Below are 22,095 nucleotides of genomic sequence, written 5' to 3' on the forward strand. Positions count from 1 at the left end.
GGGAATAAATAAGTGCAGAACCGTGACCTGCTGAAAGAACAAAACGGTCTCTGTTTTGCCATGTTGGGTTTTTAGGGTTGTGCTTCATATGGTCTGCCCATAATGTATAGGCCATAGGTGCAGAACCCAGTGGTAAACCTGGATGACCTGAATTGGCTTTTTGTACCGCTTCTGCTGCCAGTACACGAATCGTGTTAATCGTTTTTTGTGCTATTTGACTCACTCTATTTCCTCCTTAGATATAGGTTTTATTTTCCAAATTACTCATACCTTTTTATTATACTGTTTTTTTTAGTAGGTGTATATTATAAATTTTATTACAATATTCTCAGTGATCTAATGACTTTCTCTATCATTTATTGTATGCTACTAATAGGATGGTGATATTATGTCATATATATACCCCTCACAAAAGAATAATATAACCCGTTATAAAGTATATTTTGTTTATCGATCTAAAAAAATTTATTTGGGCCTCTATAGCTCAAAAGAAGTTGCCGAAAATGCTTTATTAGAAGCAAATCAAATTATGGAACAGCCTATACCGCTTACACAATATACATTCACTTCAATTGATTATAAAAAATTTATCTCTTTATGCAACTTCAGAGATCATCATGTTTATATTAAAAATCCAGTTTATATTTACGATACCTATTTTTGCTATCATTTGTCACAGGATATTATACTGACTTTTGATATGAAGGATTTATTCTTTTTTTCAACTTATAAAATTTCTAAACGGGGCAGATATTTCTATACCCAAGACAGCATTACCCAACAAAGCATCTTATCTAGGTTTGGCATCCCTCCCCACAGTGTTAACGGTGTAGATTATCGTTTTAAAAATGGATGTGACTATGATTTTAGAAGAGAAAATCTAGAAATCATTAATAGTTATAAAGGTGTTACCCGAAGAGAGAAAAACAATCAATTAATCTATATAGCTAAAATCTTTGTACATCATAATATAATTATTGGGCACTATACTTCTCAACTAGAAGCTGCAATCGCTTATAACAAAGCCATTGATATTCTTTTAGAAAATGGTATACAACGAGACTATGTCAAAAATACTATTCCCTATCTCACATTAACTGAGTACACTCAAATTTATGATAATATAGATATCTCGCCTTGTCTTAAAACACCTTCAAAACAAAAACGTATTGTTTCTTTAAAACAATATCGTGGTATTTGTAAAGATAAAAGTGGTTTTAGAGCTGTGATCGGTTATAAGGGCAAACAAGTCTATCTAGGTATTTATCCTACAGAAAAAAGAGCTGCTCAAGCTTATAATTTAGCTTCTTTTTATCTTTATGGCAATAGTGGATATATTAACGACATACAGCCTCTTATTTATGATCACGATAGTGAAAAGATTGCCAGCAAGCTTGCTAAACACCACATCAAAAAAATTAATACAAAAGCTCCTATGTATCCTTAATTCAAAGGAAACATAAGAGCTTTTTGCTTTATTCATTTGGAGTAACATATAGTCTTGTTATCCCAACATTATAAATATGATAAGGCGTATTTATAGATTTTGTAGAATGGTCTTGTTTTATAATACCATGTACATTATTTATAAGCGTCGGACCTATCACTTTCATATTTAACAGCATATGAATATACTGCTCATAGATAGACATATCATACGCTTCTAATGTCAGAATGCCTGATATAGAAATTTCTGGAGTAATTTCTATAAATTCTACGCCTTTATTAGGCTTTAAACCATACTTAATCGTATAGATGCCTTGTCCTGCTATTTCTTTTAATAATTTTTTATTATAACGCCCTATTTTTTGCAGCATCGTTTTGGAAAGGTCATTTGCGATCTGAATAGTGCATAAAGTATCTCCTTCGAATTTTTCTTCTAATGGATCATACAAGGTTATTTTACCATCACTATCAACGATAGCCAGACAGGCAATAATACTCGTATAATGCGTAATAGGCTGAAGCAGAAAGCTGTCTGCTTTTTCCTCTTCAAGAATAAAATCAGCGGCATCCTCTGCACTGGTAATATCCATACTCTCTATCCGATCTGCATACTGTTTAATAAATCTAAAAGGAAATGTCAGATTCTCAATTTTATCAAAAGTATCTGCTTTATTATCTTGATAATAAGTTGTGATAGTAGGGATTTGTAATTCCTCCAAAAGATCTAATAACTCTTTCTTATCACTTAATCTATTCATGACCTGCCTGCTTGGATAAGTTGATGCATGAAGCTTAGTGTTTAATACATAAGGTAAACTTGTATTAAATACCACTACATCTGATCTTAGGCTTAATTTCTGTATGCTTTCATTGGTAATAGTCGCTATGATATGTTCAGTAACAACTTGAGCACCTACACAATCAATTTGAGGATCTAATAAAGTTGTGTGAATCCCTTTTTTAGAAGCCTCTAAAGCCAGCATTAACGCTGCGCTGCCTCCGCCTACTATTCCTATTTGGTTTATACCATTAAAATTCATTCTTTCGTCTCCTCTTATATAAATATAGCTTTCACATCTTTAAATTTTAGCTATCTACAATAATATGTGATATGAAATCATTCTAATAAACAACGTTATAGTGATAAATAACTCAAGTCTATATGTTGTTTCTCTATAACTCTTTTTATCGCAATAAATATTCAATCACTTCTATTGTCTTTGATAGATCTTTTACCGTACCTGTTATGCCTATTACAAGTTCCTCTGTCAGTTCTAAAGAAGGAATGCCCGGCAATGCATTAACTTCTATACCGTATATATGCCCCTCATTTTTTAAAGCCTCTATTTTCTCTCGATAGTCATCATCTGTAGTGCTGACTTCAATATGTTCAGATGTAATGAGGCTGTCTTTTTTATCCTCTAATAATGGTTTGAGTTCTTCAATTGTATCTAGAGGCAAAAACATGTCTACCGCCCCTTGGTTTAAATAATTCATATGGGTGTTCTTAGAAACAATAAGAATATCCAACTCTCCTGTTCTAACAAGCAGCGGTATTTTTTGCATCATTACCATTTCAAGCTGTCCCACACTTTCAAAATTGACTGAGGATATACTAAGGTTTGTATCCCACTCACTTTCAAATCGTTCAATATCCTGTTGCTGCGTCTCATCACTTATGACTTTTCCTGCTATTACTACATGTACAGCAAACTCCTTTTGGGGCCTAAACATAGTAAGTACTAAACTGCCTAGTATAATTATTCCAATAATAACAGATGCAATATACCATCTATAGTATTCCCATATATGCTGTGTTTTTTTCTTAAAAGATAATTCTTTAAATGGTGTGCCGTATTTCTCCATCCTGTCTGTCCTTTCTAATTTCATGATAATACCCTTTGACTCTACTATAGAGTATGCTATAATCCTATTATACATCAAAAATATGATATTTGTGTGATTTTTAAGGAGGCTCTATGAACTTTTTAGACAAACTGCAGCGAAAATATGGAAAATACGCGATTAATAATCTCATGCTATATATATTATGCGGCAATGCTTTTGTTTTTTTATTTTATTATTTAACAGGCGGTAGAATCCTTTACTTCTTAGTATTTGATTTTAGTGCCATCTTACGCGGAGAGATCTGGCGTCTTGTTAGCTTTTTATTTATTCCTAATACATTTGATATGTTATGGTTTATCTTTTCAGCATTTCTGTATTACTCCATTGGTATGCAGCTCGAAAACACCTGGGGTACTTTTAAGTTTAATATTTATTATTTTACCGGTGCTATTTTGACCATGCTTGCATCTGCTTTATTTAACAGTTACGGAACAACTTTGTATATTAATTTATCTTTGTTTTTAGCTTATGCAACGCTATTTCCTAATGTACAGTTTAGAATCTACTTTCTCATTCCGGTAAAAGTTAAATATTTGGCCTATTTAAATGTTGCATTCCTACTTTATCAGTTCTTTTTAGGAAGCTTAGGTACTAAATCACTTATTATTATTTCATTACTAAATTACTTATTGTTCTTCGGTATACCTCTTTTAAAGGGACGCCGAACCCATACACAACGTCACTTTACTAAACAAAAACGTGAGCTTCAAAAAGGCTCTAGCGCGCCCATACGCGTCGCCTTTCATAAATGTCACGTATGCGGCAAGACAGAAGTTACTAACCCGGATATGGAGTTTCGTTACTGCTCTAAATGTAATGGTAATTTTGAATACTGCATGGATCATATTAAAGATCATGAACACGTTAACTAATAAAGGCGTATCTCAGCGATGAGGTACGCCTTTTCCCTTTGATTTCCCTTTGATTTCCCTTTACTTGCTCTATTTCTGAATTTCAAAGGAGTTAGCTATCTCAACTTTCATCATAAATTTTATACTTTATCATAAACAATATCAAAGTTATGACTAAAAAACATAGTGTTACTATTTCTACAATATACTCAGCTGCTATCTTAGTTGTAATAAAAATTGCGGTTGGCCCATCCGCCCCCCCTATAATACCGATCGCTGTAGCATCTGATGAAGCATTGTTTAAGAAGAAAGAAAATAACATGGGCAATATCCTCTTCCAAAACAACACATATGCGCTTAATACTATAGTTATCCAGCCGCTTATGTAGACTGCTGCTTGCAGTATCTTTTCCTTTTTCATAAATTTTTCCCCTCTCATTAACTCTATAATTGATTACATCTCCATAAACTTATTAACATATCCTATAGCATTTAAAATTTACGCTATTTTATCATCACTAAAAACTTTATCTTTTCCTAATTTCTTATCTTCAGCAAACAAACTATGTATAATCATTCCACCGATCACAACAATAACCCCAACTAATGACAACCCCGTTGGAAAAATGCCTCCGAGCAGCAAGACTTCCCCTATCAGTGCAAAAATAACTTCTCCTGCCTGTGTGGCTTCTACTGCTGCGAGCTTGTGGGAATCTTTTTTAACCAAATCAGTTGCTTTGAAGAAAAGTATAGTGGCTATGACTCCTGAGCTTATCGCAACTACTAATGATTGTGTAAGCTGCGACCCACTTGGAGGTCCTGCATGTATGAGACCCATAATAGAAAGCACTATCCAAAAAGGCATACTGGCTATCGTCATCCCCAAAACTCTTTGATAAGTATCTATTTCATCTTTGCAAATGCTCATCATCTTTCTATTCCCTAAAGGATAACTAAAAGCCGCAACTAAAACTGGCACTATCCCAAGCAGCATATCCTTCCCATTGATAAAAGAAGCATGACCAAACTGCATAAGTAAAATACCTATTAAAATAATAAGTGAAATCAATAAACCCCTCACTGGTATTTTATTTCTTACTTTCTGTACACGGCCATTACTATTAATTTCTGTATAGAAAAAAGGTACCAATAATGAGCCCGCAATGATTGTAACTTGCCATGTGCTAGCAACCAGCCACGAAGGCCCATATGCTGCTGCAAAGCATAAGGGCGCATAGAAAAGACCAAACCCAACTATACTCCACACCAGCCATTGCATGAAATAAGCCTTCATATGAACTATTAACCCTTTTATATTACCTCTTAGTACAACAATAACGACCAAAAATGGCAACATAAAAAGAAATCTTAGTGCTGCACTCCATATCCAGCTCCCTCCGCTAAGCTGCATAGCTCTGTTTAATACAAAGGTTACAGCAAAAAATAATGATGCTATTATACCTAATAAAATCGCTTTCATAGCTCCTCCTCTATAAGTTATCCTGTTGAAATACCTTAATTTAGTTCTTACGTATATTGTTAAAATACTTTCTATATATTTTAACCACTATTGTAACGCAAATCTCAAAAATAATAAAGTACCTTACTCCCTATTCTTTAATAGATAAATATACAGTTTATCAAGACTAGCACGGCAGGCAGGGGCACCTTACAGCTCGACTCGAGTATGGCTGTAGCAGACTGCCCCAAACTAGTACCACTTGACTTTTTCTGAAGATTATTATAAGGATTTTAAGGTTTTCAAATCCTATATCTCAACTTAATTATTTACTTATAGATAATTCTTTCTTATCCATAAACTTATCTATAATAAAGCATAGCGAGGTAGGCCTGAGATGTTTTTTGACTTGACTCGGGTATGGCAGTGGGTAGGCGGGAAAGACAAAAAATATCTCAGGCCTGCCAAGCGGCCCTAATATCAAGACTTCAATTATAAAAATAGCTAATATACTGCTATAGCTAGTAGTTTTCGTACAATCTGGTGCCCCTTACATAAGCCGCTAAAAAAGCCACTAAAGCAAGGTATTTCCCCTTCCTTTAATGGCATGATCCAACCTCTTATTCCTTTATCAAATCTTTAAAATGAGCACTATACTTAATCTCTCCATTATTTAAAATCCATAGTGCCTCCGTATCAGGTAAACTATCAATGAACTCTAATCCCTGTTCAAATGGCATATTGAACACTGCTGTAGAAAGCACATCCGCAACCCCTGAATCTGGGCAGATAATCGTAACAGCTGTTAAATATTCTGATGGAAATAGGGTATCTGTATCAATAATATGATGATAATTTTTATCCCCAACCGTGTAGTATCTCTCATAATTACCACTTGTCACAAGAGATAAATCACTTAGATAAACAATTTTAAGAAGAGGATCTTCAGATTCTTTCTCAGGATTTTGTACCCCAACGTTCCATAGCTTCGAAGGGTCTCCTTTATTACCAATTGCACGAACATTTCCGCCAATACTAAGAAGGCCCGCATCAAATCCATTTTTCATCGCCAATAAAGCAACCTGTTCAACAGCATAACCTTTAGCTATAGCACCAACATCCAGGCTCATCTCAGGATCTTCCAGAAAAACTGTAGATGCCACTTCATCAATAATAACTTTATTAATATCCGTATGAACTTTCGCAGCCTCAAGTTTATCTATTGGCGGCAGTTTAGCATTCTCAAAATCCTCAACGCCTTCAGTTCGATAGTCATGCCATATTTTGAGTACAGCTCCAAAAGCAATATTCACTTTTCCATCTGTCTTTTTATATTGATCTTTCGAAAAAAGTAGTAAATCAATGATTTTTTTATCAACTTCTATAGGTTTAACACCAGCATGGTCATTTATAGTTTTAATGTTATTTTTTCCTTCATAATCATTATAAATATCATATAATTCGTGATACTCTTTGAGACTATCATAAATAAACTTTGAATGCTTGCTGAATTCTTCTTTACTCTCCGTATAGGCCACAATTTTGGATACGGTGTTAAACAGCACAAGAAATTCAGACTCATAACGTGTCTTTTTTGGACTTCCACAAGCTGTAAAGTTCATTGTAAGGATAACCATAAGAATAAATGCAATTATTTTTCTAACCATACTTTTCACCTCAAAAATTTAAGAGGCAGCAACGCTGCCTCTTATAATGTTTTAATTATTATCTAGCAGATACACTTGCTTTTTCAATTACTGCTATGTAATCTCCAATAGAAACTGTTACAGAAGCTGCAAGTTCACTATCAGCTGGAGCTCCTTTTTCATTAACTGCAATCCCTTTAACTTCATCTAATGATTTTCCAATTAAATATTGAGATAAAGCAGTTGATTGCTCAAACCATTCTTTTCCTAAAGCAGAAGCTTTAGCCATACCATATTCTGCACCAAGTTCAAGCTTAGTTTTATAAGCTGCTTTAATATCAGAAGTAACTTTACCTTCTTTAGAGAACTTAACATTACTTACAGAGCCATCAATGATAGAACTTGTAATTTTACCATCAGCATCAAAAGTTGTAGCTGTATAAGTTGTATAAGCTTGTGCAGTACCGTCTTCATCAGCAGCATTTTTAGATTTAGCAATATTAGTCACTACACCTAATCCTAATTTATCACTTGATGATGCACCTAAATCTTGTGCATTGGCAACTGCTTTTTCGATAGCTTCTATATATCCGCCAATTTTAATTGTTACAGAAGCTGTAAGTTCAGCATCCGTTGGCGCTGTTGTTTCATCTACTGCAATTGCTTTGATTTCATCTACAGTTTTACCAATTACATACTCAGCAAGGCTATTTGCTTGTTCATTCCACTCTTTACCAAGTGAAGATACTTTACCCATGCCGTATTCTGTACCCATTTCTTGTTTTCCTACAAATATTGTACTTAAGTCAGTAGTAACTTCACCAGTTTTAGAGAAGTTTATTTTTGTTTGAGCACCGTCTATAGCGCATTTTACAATTCTACCGTCTTTATCAACAGTAACTGCAATAATTGTTGAGTCAACTTGTGCAAGACCATCTTGTTCGCCTGCATCTTTAGATTTTCCAGCTGTTGTAATCACAGCAAGACCAGTTTTCACTGCATCTGCAGCAACATTTTCAGCTGGCGTTTCTGCTGGTGTTTCCGCTGGCGCCTCTACCACAGGTGTTTCGGCTGATGCTGGTGTATTATTTTTTCCCCCACATCCAACAAGGGTAAAAGGTACTAGCGATAAAGTAAGTAATAAAGCTAATGATTTTTTCATTTATATTCCTCCATTTTATTATTTTTTTATTTTAAACCCAACTTTTTAAAGGCTGGGAAAATAAACTTAAGTAATGTAGCAGTCGCAATACCTGCCACTACCCCTGCTATCAGAAGTATTGGAAGATACGCCCATATATATACAGATGTAAATATAAAGGATATCGCAATAAATTGTCCTATATTATGAAATACTGATCCAAAAATACTAATCATCAAGTAAGATATCTTATCTTTAAATACAATCATTAAAATAATCATAACTACTAATGATAAAATACCTCCCGAAAAACTTAAAAGTGAAGCAATTGAACCTCTTGTGATGAATACAAAAAATGATTTTAAAACAGCTATCATTAATGCTTGATTTTTTCCTAGAAAAAACAAAGCATACATTACTGCAATATTAGAAAGTCCTAGTTTAACCCCCGGCACTGTAACTATCAGTGGTGGCAGCGAGTTCTCAACTATAGAAAGCACTATTGCCACAGCAAAAAGAAGTGCAGTTAAAACCATTATTTTAGATTTTTTAAAACCTATTTCTTTTTCATTGTTTATTATCTTCTTATTCATCATAAGCCTTTCTATTTTCCGACTACAATATCAAGATCATCTTCACTATAATTTTTTGCAGGAACAATTTTCAAAATGATTCCATTTGGTATGCAGGCTGCATTTTGTCCAATCATATTGAGTTTTCCTGATTGGATACAAATTTTATCAGGGCAATCTGATTCTTCAAAACGTATATTTCCATCTTCATAAAGATGAAAAATAACATGGTTATTTTGTGGAATTGAAAAAGTCTTTTCTATTCCAGCTCCTAAGTCAATAGTTTCAGCAAGCTCTGAATAGTAATAAATCTCGGCTTTAGCGGATTGCTCAGAAAATGTAATGCGGTAAATAAACCAAGCCGCTATACTAATAATTATAATGATTAAAATAATCCACATATCTGATTTTTTTACGAACTCCATTTTGCCCTCACATCTTATGAAAACAATAAACTTATAAAAATCATCAAAGTATTTGTTCCCATAATAATAATATAATTTTTAATAGCTAAAATAAACGTTGTTTCTTTGTCCTGAACGCTCAAAAATTCATTGATATTCTTTTTTACAATAAAAAATGTCAATAACGCGATCAAACATATTGGAGATAATATTCTAAGTATTACCATAACTATTATGGCAATGTAGGTTAAATAATAAAGACCTGCAAACAAATCCAGTGCCCTACGACCTAAATAGTAGGGCAAAGTATGCCTTTTAACCTGAATATCTTTTTCTAAGTCGCAGATATTATTTGCCAACATGATATTTGCAGTAACACACGTTGGAATAATAGAAAATAAAATAACTGTAACTATTGGTACTACATTCAAAGATATGCTGATTGTTTCAAAACTTAAATTTACAGAAAGAAGTGCACCTTCTGGCATGTTGATATACATTAAAATAAATGGTATCAGCAAACCATAAAAAACGCCCGATAAAATCTCACCTAAAGGTTGTCTGGATATAGGAACAGGTCCATAGGTATAAAAGATGCCACACAAAAAACACAGACCACCGAGCAAAAGGATAACAATATCTGTAAGATATGCAAGATATAATCCAAGAATAGTACTCATTCCAAGTAGTATAAGTATAATAATCAGCGCAATACTTCTTTTAAACTGTAGTGTCTGGTGATTAGTCTTCGTGTCAATATAGTTATTAATTGCAGTAGTTGCTAGATCAAATAAAAACATTCCTGCAAAAAATATCCCTGTTAATCTCCAATCTATGGCTTCTCTCCTATATAAAAGAAAGGCTATAGTCATTAGAAAAGTAAATAAACTAGTTATCTTAGTCCTAATCTCAACATAGTTTAAAAATCTCTTAATCACATTATCCCCCCATCTTATCTTTACAATACATGAGAAGCTTTATCTAAGATTGCTATGAGTTTTATGCGTTTTTCTTCTGTAATATTAAGTTCATTAATAATTTTTATGGACTTATCATAGTATTTTTTTGATACCTTACGAGTAAATATAAGTCCGCCTGTATGCGCAACAATATCATTGATATCATCTCTTGCAACCTGACCTTGCCTCGCTTTTTCTTTAAAATCTAGCTTTTGCATAAATGCATGAATAAGTGGCAGTGTTATGACGCCTTGTTCAAAATCAGACTGAACAGGCTTTTTAGCGATACTCTTAGATGTTTCAAAATCTATACAATCATCAGTAAGCTGAAAAATCATACCAATATAGCGTCCTAGAAGCTTATATTTTTTTGTGTTCTGACTATCGCTTTCACATACGATAGCCCCTGCATAAAATGAAGCTTCAAAAAGCGCAGCAGTTTTACCAGCTATAATTTTAAAATATTCATAAATAGATAAATCTAAATTACCGTTATTACTATGCTGATTCAGTTCTCCAAGGCATACTTTTCCCATATAATCCGGCAGATCCAAATCCAGGTAGTCTTCTCTGTTTGTAACAGAAGATGCCAGTTTAAGTGCAACACAAAGCAGATAATCTCCACAAATAACAGCAGTCTTTTTGCCATATTTTTTCTGAAGTGTAACAACGCCTCTTCTCAAGTCTGCATTATCTATCACATCGTCATGAACAAGTGTTGCAAGATGTAAAATCTCAATAGCTGCCGCTAACTTTACAGCGTTTGGATGAATTAAGCCTTCTTCATTTTCAGCACAAGCAAGCAAAGATACTGCACGAATATATTTGCCTCTTGATGCCTTTAAGTGTTCCATATATTTACGAATCACTGAAGGTGACGTACCTAATACTGTATCAATTTGTTCTTTAACAAGTATAGTAGCATCATCAAACGTTATAAAATTAATGTTGTCGTTTGTTCTTAAACTCTTATTAATCATTGTATATATACAACTTTCTTACAATAGGTAGTTTCTTCCATTGTTTTTTAAGATATGGCATAACGTAATAATCAAGTCCAAGCGTTCTTCCAGCACCAATTAAAACTGCAATACCTGCAAATACCATCCAAAATGTCCCTAAATATAAACCGGTTGTACATACAAACATAATTTGAAGTATGAGTGAGAATGCAGCTGCTGGTGTCGTAAACAGTCCTCCAATTAATGCAAGCCCAATCAAAATTTCTGCTACTACAATGAATATCTGCATAAAAAGCTGAACTGAATCATAAGGAAGAATAAATGTATCTACAAACCAGTTCATAAGTGGCACATCTAATTTAAACGCAAAATCATTAATACTAGAATGGATTAGATCTTTACCACTTACAAAAATAGCTTGGAATAAACCTAAGAAATCCCAATTAAAGATCGCTGTTCCTACTGTACTCGCAGCACCCGCAGCTGCTTCGGCTACACCTGTTGCTGCTGTTACTGCATCTGTGGCTCCTGTCGCTGCTGTTACTGCTTCTGCTACGACACCTGTTGCTGCTGTCACGGCTTCTACTACAGTACCAGTCGCCGCGGTTACCGCCTCTGCCACACCTGTTGCTGCACTAACTGCATCTGATACAGCTGGCACTGTGGCTTCGGCACCTGTTGCTGCACTTGCACCATCAGTTGCTACACCTAAAATACTATTGTACCATGCATTCGCACCACCAAAGAAACCTGTTAATTTAGGTGCATCCATCCACCCCTCGTTTACTTTTTTAATTCCTTCAAAAAGCCAAATGGCACCGAGCCACACTCTAAGAGGAACTAATAAAAAGCTAGGTGTTCTGTTTGAAAAATGACCGCCTACAAAACTTCTGCAATTTCTTATGGTAAAGAATTCGTGTTTTACATAACTAAATACTTTATTCCAGCCCAGTACCTGAATAAAATAGACAATGTTAATAAAGTGTTTTGAAAACATTGCAAGAAATGAAGGCAAATTAAACATAAAATTTGGGAGCCCCACTCTAGCAACTCCATATCGTCCTCCTACACAAACCATTACACCATGAAAAGAAGGTTTATATTTGGACATTTCCCCCTTGCCTGTTAATTCACAAACAATGTTTTTCGCAGCAGTGGCCGCACTATGTTCGCAGTTTTCAACCATTTGAGGAACAGGTTCTTTTTCCCCTTCTGGTGTATACAACATATTATCTCCAACGACAAAAACATCTTTATTATCAACTGAACGCAGATAAGCATCAAGCTTTATACGCCCTCTTTGTGCAGATTCTAAAGTCTTCGCTGCTTCACATGTAATATCAGCACTTTCAATACCAGCTGCCCAAATAACAGTTCCTGTATTTTGGCGTTCAACCTTATCATCAGACTTCATTTCAATAAAGTCACTGCCTATAGCAGACACACTTCTATTGAGCATTAATGTAACACCCATTTTCTGAAGACGTCTCTCCACTTTAGCAGAAAGCTTTTCTGGTAATATAGGTACTGTGCGGCTTAGTATATCTACATTGCAAATAGTTACAAGTTCTCTTTCAATTTCATATTTCTCGCAAAGGATTGGCACATATTCAGCAAGTTCACCTACCATTTCAACCCCAGTAAATCCTGCTCCTATTATATGAAAAGTTAATAGTCTTTTCTTTTCTTCAAGGTTCGTTTCACAAACTGCTTTTCTAAATGAATTATGAATATGGTCTCTAAGAACGACTGCGTCTTCATAAGACCAAAGCTTAAACGCAAATTCGTCTGCTCCTTCTACTCCAAAAAAGGTTGGTTTTGAACCAGCTGCAAGAACAAGATAGTCATATTCATAACGTTCACTTTTTCCAACAACTAATTTGTTATCAAAATCAATTGTATTTACAGTATCCAGTTTAACATCAACTTTTCTGCCAGCAAAAATCTTCTTTAAGCTTATTTTTATGCTATCCTCATCTACACGATTTGCTGCTACCTCATGAAGCTCGGTAAGCATAGTATGAAATGGATTTTTATCAATAATAGTAATACTAATTTCTTTATGTTTTTTAAGTTTTCTTGCCAACTTTTTAGCTGTTAAAATGCCGGCATAACCAGCGCCAATAATAACAATTTTCTTTTCCATTGCTTCCCCCTTATGCTTTTTTACTTAATTATTATATCAAAGCCGACCTGGTTAGTCAATTAACTTGGAATTCTAACTTATCTTACAATTTCCTTTTGAAATTTTCTCTATCCCTTTGATTTTCTATATTTTCATTAATTTCTCGCATGATCTCATGCAGAATAGGCATACATATTATTGCCAGTTCAACTGGAAAACATGATTTTATACTGAGATATCCTAATAAACTTATGACTAAGCCATAAAACAAAATACAACATCCTATAATTCCCGTTTTCTTACTTGGCGTCATCACAAACGTATCGTCTGCATACACTAATATAGCTAATATAGGGATATAGAGTCCTTTCACCTCAAATAAAAATAGGGGGATAAACCACTTTTTAAAAGTATGGTATCCTCCCACTAAAGTATTTCTTTTGTATATAATAATCTTCTTATGGTCTTGATGACGATACAGTAGTGTCATCAAGCCCTCTGTTATATGCAGTATGCCTATTAAAATAACAAAATTTACATAAGGCAGTGCCAACCACCCCTTATCTAATCCTAAGTAAATAAAGAGCTTATAAAAAAGATAAAGTATAGGAATACCATAAGATAAACAGGTAAACCTTTTATCAACAAGTGAACATAAGAAACTTATAGGTATTATAAATAGTATATTTAATGTAAAAGGTATTGTTAAGTCATAGATTATGATAAATAAACTAAAAACAAAGCCTAGAACAATTCCTACTAATAATTGATTCCTATTAGGATTAATTAGAATACCCCCTTATGCTATTTGATATCTTTTTGTATCACTTCTATAGCTTTTTGAAGCTGGGTATCTTGCTGATCTTCTAATCTGCCTCTCGTCATAGATTCTATTGGTAAAGATACTTTATAGTCTGGTTCTATACCAATGCCCTGTATGCAAATGCCGCTAGGTGTAAAATATTTTGCAGTGGTAAGCTTTAGAGCTGACCCATCACTAAGAGGTACTATGCTTTGTACTACACCTTTTCCAAATGTTGTCTCCCCCACAAGCTTCGCACGATTATGGTCCTTTAATGCCCCTGATAAAACTTCTGATGCGCTTGCACTATCTCCATTAACTACAACTACAATAGGAATGTTTGTATAATTCTCATCCGCATAGGCTTCATCTACCGTTCCGTTTTTATCCCTTGTTGAAACAATAAGTACTTTAGGAAGCAATTCATCTGCTATTTTTTCTGTAATGTGAAGCAACCCTCCTGGATTATTTCTTAAGTCCAGCACAATACCTTTTGCTTTTTTGTTTTCTATCTCAGTAAGTGCTTTTTTAAACTGATCATAAGTTGTTTCCTCAAATTGGCTGATTTTAATGTAGGCAAGATCATCTTCTAGCATTCTGTAGACTACAGATGGATAAGTTACATTTTGTCTTGTAATTTCAAAATCATATATTTTATCTTCTGATGATCTATAGATCGTAAGATTAATCTGCGTATCCGGAGCACCTTTTACAATTTTGGGAACAAGTTCAAAATCATCTCCTGTAATCGTTTTACCACCAGCTTTAATAATCTTATCCTTTGCTATTATCCCTGCTTTTTGGGCTGGAGATCCTTCAAATACTTCTGTAATGAGTATCGTATTATCAGATGGATCAATAGTCATCTGAACCCCTATACCAGCATAAACGCCACTTGACTTTTCCTTGAAACTTTGATACTCCTCTGGGGTATAATAATTAGTATATACATCACCCACCCCTGCTACAAATCCTTTATAGATTCCTTCCTGCATTTTTGCCTGATCCATATCCCCTACAAAATAATTATTAATTACTGCTTCTATTGCTAATAATTTTTTATCTACATAATAGTACTTATCTACAAATGCTGTACTGGTTATTAATACTACTATTGATAATAAAAAACCTATAGCAGCACCTCGAAAAAAGCCATTTTTTTTCATCAATGCCACCCTCCTTAACATAAAGTGTCTAAATGTATTTTACGTTTGTTTTTCAATTATTATCCTCATAAAATTTTACCTATATTATACATTTAATAAAATGCACGAATAGCTTCCACTAATTGTAAATCATTGTCTTGGCTAAGGGTACCTTTTGTAATGAGTTCGATAACACCTTCTAAGCTATTCTTAATGAGTATATCTGGTTTTACCCCACTAGCTTTTAGAGAGTTATTATCTGATGTATAAAGAATGCCTGTTGATATAACAAGTCCCGTTCTATCTTCTAATGGAATAGTCTCTGTTACAAGACCGAGGCCTGCTGAGGCTTCACCTACTACTTTCCCTCTTTTTGAAGACTGGATCGCGGCAGCAAATGCTTCTAAAACACCTTTCGTTTTACCATTAATAATAACAGTAAGCGGTTCCTCATATAGGGCTCCACTCGTTTTATATTCTTTAACTTCACCATGTTTATTTTTCACTTTAAAAATAACTTGCTTATCAATAAATAGTGTACATAGCTTATGGATCTCTTCGACATTATTAGTATAGGTGTTTCTAATATCAATAATAAAATTCTGGGCTCCTTTAAGCTTTAATTCTTCGACGACCTTAATTAATTCTTCACTTATGTGATCTTTAATAGAAGAAATAGCTATATAGCCAATATTCCCTTCTATAAGCTCATAGTCGATACTTTTAATATCAATAACCTCTGCTTTTAGATTGACATTTCTTTCTTGATGCCCATCATTCTCTTGAACTAAATAAGTTACTTCTTCCTCTCCAGTATAAGTAAGTTTTTTATAGAGATCTCCCTCATTAGATAACATCACCTTGATCCCATCAATCTCAGTAATCTTATCTCCCTGCTTAACCTTTTTAACTGCGGCTGGTGAGTTAGGTATTATATCTGTAACAATAATATAGCGTCCATTTAATCCCCATTCAAATAGAATGCCTGTACCTATATATTTGCCTTCTTCTAGTACCTGTTGCTTCTTAAATGCTTCTTCGTCTAAGTATCTTGTAAATGGATCCTCAAGGCCGCTTATATACCCTGCATAAATACTATCTTCAATTTTTTTGTTATCTAGTTCACCTAGATAACTTTTATTTAAAAGCTTACTGATTTGGTTCATTTTGAGCTGTGAATATTTAGATTTTATCATGTTCTTTGTACAACCTATGGTCATTACTATAAGTGTTATACCTAAAATTCCGCAGCTTACTGCCTTTAAGAGATGCTTATATTTCAACTGTGTCTCTCCTTATGCTATAATGTTTTTACCATTGTATATCTTTTTAATTCAGGGATCAACCTTTGTTTGATAATAAACAAAAGCACACCTTATACTTATTATATGAGTTGTGCTTTTCTTTATGTTATTTCTTTATGTAATTCCATGGATTAGTATGTGCACCATTTTTTCTAACTTCAAAATGGAGGTGATTACCGGTTGAATAACCTGTACTTCCAATCCCTGCAACTTTTTGCCCCTTTTTTACTGTTTGTCCTACACTTACAGCCAGTGATGAGTTATGTCCATATAGAGTAACTAGTCCACTTCCGTGATTAATCATAATTGTATTACCATACCCATTGATCCATCCTGAAGCTATCACAACCCCATCTGCAGCAGCTACTACCGAAACACCATAAGGGGCAGGAATATCTATACCTGAATGAAATTCATATTTCCCTGATATTGGGTTGGTTCTCGGATTATATTCTGAACTAATACGATAGTGTCCAGGCACAGGCCATGCAAATGCTCCGCCTGCATATTTAATTGTACTTAGTTCTGTAAGTCTTTTAATTTCTTGCTCTAATTTTTTAGATATTTCCTGCATCTCTTTAATTTGTGCTTGTAACTTTTCTTCTTTCCCTGCAAGTTCGAAGAGGGCTTTATTTTTGTTAGATCTAGCCGCTGATAGTTCTCCTTTTTTAGCTACTTGCTCTTTATAGAGTAGATCCAGCTCCGCTTTTTCTTCTTCTATGTCTGCTTTTTTTAGATCTATTGCTTCTACTTGCTTTTGATAAGAATCTATGAGTTCATTATCCTGCTTAGATATTCTTTTAATGTATTCCAATCTATTTATCGCTTCCCAGAAATTATCTGAGGAAAAAACAACTTGAATATAACCGATTTTTTGATTTTTATACATTTGAACCATCCGTGCCTTTGTTGCACTATATTGCTTATCCTTTTTATTAATAGCTTTTTCTAGATCTTCTTCACTTTTTTTTAGCTGTACTTGTTTTTCACCTAAGCTTGTTTCTAAATTTAGTATTCTATCTTCAATATTAATAATCTGGTGGTCTACTTGCTGAATATCTTTGCGAATATTTTCTTTTTGTGCAACGGTATTTTCTAATGCTTTTTTCGTATTTTCAATGCTTTCCTTTGTATTATTAAGTTGATTTTTTTTATTGCCTAAACTGGATGCATAGACAGGTGTGAGTAAAAGCATTAAAGTTAAGAATAAGGCTATTTTCTTTCTCATAACTTCTCTCCTTTTATACCTTTAAGTGTTTGTGGATAGCCATACCGCTTCCAACAAATCCAATACCTGTTCCTATAGACATACAAATAGGAATTAAGGCTCTCATAATATCTGAGGTTTCTTTTAATGTCAAACCATTTAACATTCCCATTAAATTTGTAATCAGCATTTCGCTCAGCCAGCTATAACTTAATATAATTATAATAATAGATAGGAGTGCCCCGATGGCCCCTATAACTAATCCCTCTATTAAAAAAGGTAACCTTATAAACCAATCGGTTGCACCTATATATTTCATGATATTAATTTCTTTTCTTCTAATATAGACAGTCAGCTTAATGGTATTAGTCATCAGCAGCAGACCTACTACAATAAGACATCCAATAATAATAAGAGAAATCGTATTAATTGTATTATTAATTTTCATAAACATTGCTGTTTCTTTTTGCAAATATCTTACTTCAAGCTCAGCAATACTGCTTAGAGCTTGTACCACTTGAGACTGATATTCAATATCGGTAACATTTATTTCAAAAGATGCAGGTAGTGGATTATCCTGTACAAAGTCATTAAATATTGAATCATCTTTACTTCCTTCACTAAAAGACTTCAGGGCATCTTCTTTAGAAATATAATTTACCTCCGCCACGTAGGGTATATTTTCTACCTGGCTTTTTAACTGTAGTATTTCGTTACCTAGTATACCCTCTTTAACATAAGCTGTTATCCCAAATTTAATTTCCAGTTGTTTAAGCATATAATCAACATTGGTAACAATTGAGTAGGACATACCAAGTATTAGGAGACAAAGCACAATAGTTCCTGCGGATGCAAGGGCCATAACTCTGTTTTTCCAAAGCCCTACAATACCCTCCTTAAACAAATACTTGAGAGTACTCAATTTCATCATCATAGCCCCCCTCATACATATCTTTTGTTACCGAACCATTCGTTATTTCAATAACTCTTTTCTTTAGGGTGTTAACAATCTCGCGTTCATGTGTCGCCATAACGATAGTTACACCTCTTTTATTAATGTCCTGTAGACAATTCATAATCTCCCAAGAAGTAGCAGGATCTAAATTTCCTGTTGGCTCATCGGCTATGAGGATAGGACTGTTATTAACTATTGCACGGGCAAGGGCTGTTCTTTGCTGCTCTCCTCCAGATAACTCATCCGGATAACATCTTGCTTTTCTGGCAAGACCAACAAGCCCTAATGTAATGGGCACATTTTTTCTTATTTCTCTGCCTGTAGCCCCTACTATCTGCATAGCAAAGGCAACATTTTCATAAACAGTTTTATTAGGCAGCAGCCTAAAGTCTTGAAAAACAATCCCAATATCTCTTCTGAGGTACGGTATTTGTCTTCTTTTCAACTTCGTTATATCTTTATTATTAATTATAATCTTTCCATGACATGGCTCTATTTCTTTTAGAAGCAGCTTAAGTAACGTGGACTTCCCTGATCCACTGTTTCCCGTAATAAATACAAATTCTCCTTTTTCTATACTAATATTTGTATTGTTGAGTCCAACTGCTCCGTTTGAATAAGTTTTTGATACGTTCTGCAAGTAGATCATCACTTACCTCACTCATCTTCTACATTCTGTTTTGGCTTTGTCTTTCCATATAATCCATGTATTGACTTACCATAATTGTAATTTTAAAAACAATGGCATCATCAAATTGACGCAGATCGAGTCCTGTTGTTTTAAGAAGCTTATCCAGTCTGTAAACTAAGGTATTTCTGTGAATATAAAGCTGCCTTGATGTTTCAGATACATTAAGACTGTTTTCAAAAAACTTATTAACTGTCATAAGTGTTTCTTCATCAAAGCTATCTACGCGTTTCTCCTTGAGCACTTCTTTAATGAAGAGTTTGCATAAGGATAAAGGCAGCTGATAAATAATTCTTCCTATTCCCAGCTTAGCATAATGTGAAATATGACCTTCACAATTAAAGATCTTACCTACTTCTAAAGCCATTGTAGCTTCTTTATAAGAATTAGACACATCTTTAAGATCTGATACCACAGCCCCTACTGCCACATAAACCTTACTCATAGCTTCAGTACTTAGGGTATCATAAATCATTTTAGCATAGCCTTCTATTTCTGCTGCATCATCGGAGGTTACCTCTTTAACTAAAATCATATTTTTTTCATCTACTGCCGTAACGAAATCTCTCGTTTTATCAGGGAAAATATTTCTTAATATATCTGATATATTACTGTCTTTTTTCTCATTGCATTCAATTAAATACACAATGCGCTTAACATTGTTTTTGATATGAAGTTTTTTAGCTCTTGTATAAATATCTACAAGCAATAAATTGTCGAGTAATAAGTTTTTAATAAAGTTATCTCTGTCGAAGCGTTCTTTATAGGCTACTAATAAACTTTTTATCTGAAATGCAACAATTTTTCCAAGTTTATAAGCCTCATCATCCACACCGCTTACCGAAAGAATGTATTCAACAAGATATTCATCATATATTTTAAAATAATGTGATCCTTGCATTTCCTGACTTTCAGCTTGTGAATTAATAAAAGACTCAACTTGCGGTATATAATCTCCTATACTATTTTGAATCGTACTTACTACTACTTTAGATTCTGCATCTATAATGCAAAAGTCTCTGCGTGTTATTGTCTTTAGTCCATCTATTGTATTTTGTAAAATTTGATTAGAAATCACTTTAACCAGCTCCCAAATTTAAAAGATTTATACTTTCACTATCTTAAATACTATTTTATCCTATTTAGTAACAAAAAAAAAGCATAAGTTTAAAAAAACCTTGTAGTAAAAACTACAAGGTCATTTATTGTCACATATTAATCTTAATATTAGTTTGTAATTGTTAGTTGTGTATCTAAATCGAACACATGAATTTTTGTAGTATCCATAACAATTTTAATTGTATCATCAACAACTGCTTTGCAGCTTGTTTCAAAACGACCTGTTACATTATACCCTTCACAAACCATATAATAGTTCTTTTCAGAACCAAGAAGTTCCACTACTTCTACAGTAGCTGTTGCAACTGCATATTTTTCGTTTTCATTATCAACAAGAACTGATGGATCACTAATATGTTCAGGGCGAATTCCCATCATAACTTCTTTACCAACATAACCACCATCTAGTACTTTTTGTGCTTTCTCTTTTGGTAATTTTACTTCTGCCTTACCAAATGCAAGTACAACATCTTCACCGCGTTTAGCCACTTTAGCTTCAATCATGTTCATTTGTGGTGAACCCATAAATCCTGCAACGAATAAGTTGTTTGGCTGGCTATATAATTTAGAAGGTGAATCTACTTGTTGGATTACACCATCTTTTAACACAACGATACGTGTACCAAGTGTCATCGCCTCAACTTGGTCATGTGTAACATAAACAAATGTTGTTTGTAATCTATGGTGCATTTTAGAAATTTCTGTTCTCATCTGCACACGAAGTTTTGCATCTAGATTTGATAAAGGTTCGTCCATTAAGAATACTTTAGGCTCACGAACGATTGCACGACCCATGGCAACACGTTGTCTTTGTCCACCTGAAAGTGCTTTTGGCTTACGATCTAAACATTGATCAATATCAAGGATCTTCGCAGCTTCACGTACACGACGGTCAATTTCATCTTTTGGAGTTTTACGAAGCTTTAAACCAAATGCCATATTATCATATACTGTCATATGTGGATATAAAGCGTAATTTTGGAATACCATTGCAATATCACGGTCTTTTGGTGCTACATCATTACAAAGTTTATCACCAATCCAAAGTTCTCCGCTTGATATTTCTTCAAGTCCAGCTATCATACGTAATGTGGTAGACTTACCGCACCCTGATGGTCCTACAAATATGATAAATTCCTTATCCTCGATGTCTAAGTTAAAGTCTTTTACTGCCACAAAACCATTAGGATAACGTTTTTCAATATTTTTTAATTTTAAACCTGCCATAAGATTTTTCCCCCTTAGTTTGGATAAATTAATATCTCCTTGGACTTACTTAACTATACTATATTTCAAATATCTAGGCTATTGGCTATTTTTATAAAAACCCATATTTCAATTTAGCTAATAGTCCTAAAGCCCTATAAAGTACTGTCCACTAGCTCTAAAAATCTATTTTTAC

21 protein-coding genes and 1 pseudogene are annotated in these 22,095 nt (G+C 33.9%); 2 read left to right on the top strand and 20 right to left on the bottom strand.

The genetic code is table 11. The features are described 5' to 3' along the window. Positions 1-223: pseudogene (locus BN3326_RS08570) on the bottom strand (transketolase); the annotation flags it as partial. A 165-nt stretch (positions 224-388) separates the two neighbouring features. Between BN3326_RS08570 and BN3326_RS08575 the strand changes: the two are divergent. Continuing rightward, positions 389-1,447 (top strand): AP2/ERF family transcription factor, encoded by a 1,059-nt coding sequence (locus tag BN3326_RS08575; RefSeq protein WP_069998780.1) that lies wholly within the window; start codon positions 389-391, stop codon positions 1,445-1,447. A gap of 28 nt (positions 1,448-1,475) precedes the next feature. On the opposite strand, the gene BN3326_RS08580 is transcribed toward BN3326_RS08575, so the two are convergent. Both BN3326_RS08580 and BN3326_RS08585 read right to left on the bottom strand, forming a co-directional pair. Continuing rightward, positions 1,476-2,486 carry an ATP-grasp domain-containing protein gene (locus tag BN3326_RS08580; protein ID WP_069998781.1) on the bottom strand — a complete coding sequence of 337 codons (1,011 nt, stop codon included), beginning with the start codon at positions 2,484-2,486 and terminating at the stop codon, positions 1,476-1,478. A gap of 145 nt (positions 2,487-2,631) precedes the next feature. Next, the gene (locus BN3326_RS08585; protein ID WP_069998782.1) at positions 2,632-3,336 is read right to left on the bottom strand and encodes a hypothetical protein; all 705 of its coding nucleotides are present in this window, start codon (positions 3,334-3,336) and stop codon (positions 2,632-2,634) included. Between the two features lie 89 nt (positions 3,337-3,425). Here BN3326_RS08585 and BN3326_RS08590 point away from each other — a divergent pair, with 89 nt between their 5' ends. Next, positions 3,426-4,226, top strand: coding sequence for a rhomboid family intramembrane serine protease (locus BN3326_RS08590; RefSeq protein WP_069998783.1), 801 nt, complete (start codon positions 3,426-3,428; stop codon positions 4,224-4,226). A gap of 100 nt (positions 4,227-4,326) precedes the next feature. Here the strand turns inward: BN3326_RS08590 and BN3326_RS08595 are convergent, their stop codons facing one another. The 17 genes from BN3326_RS08595 to BN3326_RS08675 form a co-directional block, all read right to left on the bottom strand. Further along, on the bottom strand, positions 4,327-4,626 hold the full coding sequence (locus tag BN3326_RS08595; RefSeq protein ID WP_069998784.1) for a sodium ion-translocating decarboxylase subunit beta: 300 nt from the start codon (positions 4,624-4,626) through the stop codon (positions 4,327-4,329). A gap of 78 nt (positions 4,627-4,704) precedes the next feature. Then, positions 4,705-5,685, bottom strand: a complete 981-nt coding sequence (locus tag BN3326_RS08600; protein ID WP_069998785.1) for a DMT family transporter — start codon at positions 5,683-5,685, stop codon at positions 4,705-4,707. Positions 5,686-6,284: 599 nt separating this feature from the next. Then, entirely contained in the window at positions 6,285-7,331 is a 1,047-nt protein-coding gene (locus BN3326_RS08605; RefSeq protein WP_069998786.1) for an FAD:protein FMN transferase, read from the bottom strand. A gap of 58 nt (positions 7,332-7,389) precedes the next feature. After that, complete coding sequence (locus BN3326_RS08610; RefSeq protein ID WP_069998787.1) at positions 7,390-8,472, bottom strand: hypothetical protein; 1,083 nt, start codon at positions 8,470-8,472, stop codon at positions 7,390-7,392. Between the two features lie 26 nt (positions 8,473-8,498). Then, positions 8,499-9,044 carry a Gx transporter family protein gene (locus BN3326_RS08615; RefSeq protein ID WP_069998788.1) on the bottom strand — a complete coding sequence of 182 codons (546 nt, stop codon included), beginning with the start codon at positions 9,042-9,044 and terminating at the stop codon, positions 8,499-8,501. An 11-nt stretch (positions 9,045-9,055) separates the two neighbouring features. Then, positions 9,056-9,448 carry a NusG domain II-containing protein gene (locus BN3326_RS08620; RefSeq protein ID WP_069998789.1) on the bottom strand — a complete coding sequence of 131 codons (393 nt, stop codon included), beginning with the start codon at positions 9,446-9,448 and terminating at the stop codon, positions 9,056-9,058. Positions 9,449-9,462: 14 nt separating this feature from the next. Further along, positions 9,463-10,365, bottom strand: a complete 903-nt coding sequence (locus BN3326_RS08625; protein ID WP_069998790.1) for a UbiA family prenyltransferase — start codon at positions 10,363-10,365, stop codon at positions 9,463-9,465. A 20-nt stretch (positions 10,366-10,385) separates the two neighbouring features. Beyond that, a complete protein-coding gene (locus tag BN3326_RS08630) occupies positions 10,386-11,366 on the bottom strand; it encodes a polyprenyl synthetase family protein (RefSeq protein WP_069998791.1) in 981 nt (326 codons plus the stop codon). Beyond that, complete coding sequence (locus tag BN3326_RS08635; RefSeq protein ID WP_069998792.1) at positions 11,359-13,494, bottom strand: NAD(P)/FAD-dependent oxidoreductase; 2,136 nt, start codon at positions 13,492-13,494, stop codon at positions 11,359-11,361. The genes BN3326_RS08630 and BN3326_RS08635 overlap by 8 nt, the downstream gene beginning before the upstream one ends. An 82-nt stretch (positions 13,495-13,576) precedes the next feature. Then, positions 13,577-13,846, bottom strand: coding sequence for a hypothetical protein (locus BN3326_RS22225; protein WP_207646329.1), 270 nt, complete (start codon positions 13,844-13,846; stop codon positions 13,577-13,579). Positions 13,847-14,277: 431 nt separating this feature from the next. Next, positions 14,278-15,441, bottom strand: coding sequence for a S41 family peptidase (locus BN3326_RS08645; RefSeq protein ID WP_069998794.1), 1,164 nt, complete (start codon positions 15,439-15,441; stop codon positions 14,278-14,280). A gap of 92 nt (positions 15,442-15,533) precedes the next feature. Next, positions 15,534-16,703: a S41 family peptidase gene (locus BN3326_RS08650; protein ID WP_069998795.1), complete on the bottom strand. Its 1,170-nt coding sequence runs from the start codon at positions 16,701-16,703 to the stop codon at positions 15,534-15,536. A 127-nt stretch (positions 16,704-16,830) separates the two neighbouring features. Next, positions 16,831-17,952 carry a murein hydrolase activator EnvC family protein gene (locus tag BN3326_RS08655; RefSeq protein WP_069998796.1) on the bottom strand — a complete coding sequence of 374 codons (1,122 nt, stop codon included), beginning with the start codon at positions 17,950-17,952 and terminating at the stop codon, positions 16,831-16,833. A 13-nt stretch (positions 17,953-17,965) separates the two neighbouring features. Next, positions 17,966-18,859, bottom strand: coding sequence for a permease-like cell division protein FtsX (gene ftsX, locus BN3326_RS08660; protein ID WP_207646330.1), 894 nt, complete (start codon positions 18,857-18,859; stop codon positions 17,966-17,968). Further along, the gene (gene ftsE / locus BN3326_RS08665) at positions 18,828-19,535 is read right to left on the bottom strand and encodes a cell division ATP-binding protein FtsE (RefSeq protein ID WP_069998798.1); all 708 of its coding nucleotides are present in this window, start codon (positions 19,533-19,535) and stop codon (positions 18,828-18,830) included. Before ftsE ends, ftsX begins: the two co-directional genes overlap by 32 nt. Before the next feature lie 19 nt (positions 19,536-19,554). Then, positions 19,555-20,652: a PucR family transcriptional regulator gene (locus tag BN3326_RS08670; protein WP_069998799.1), complete on the bottom strand. Its 1,098-nt coding sequence runs from the start codon at positions 20,650-20,652 to the stop codon at positions 19,555-19,557. A 149-nt stretch (positions 20,653-20,801) separates the two neighbouring features. Then, the gene (locus tag BN3326_RS08675) at positions 20,802-21,920 is read right to left on the bottom strand and encodes an ABC transporter ATP-binding protein (protein ID WP_069998800.1); all 1,119 of its coding nucleotides are present in this window, start codon (positions 21,918-21,920) and stop codon (positions 20,802-20,804) included. Positions 21,921-22,095 lie beyond the last annotated feature (175 nt).

This window comes from Cellulosilyticum sp. I15G10I2, from assembly GCF_900095725.1.
Lineage (GTDB): Bacteria > Bacillota > Clostridia > Lachnospirales > Cellulosilyticaceae > FMMP01.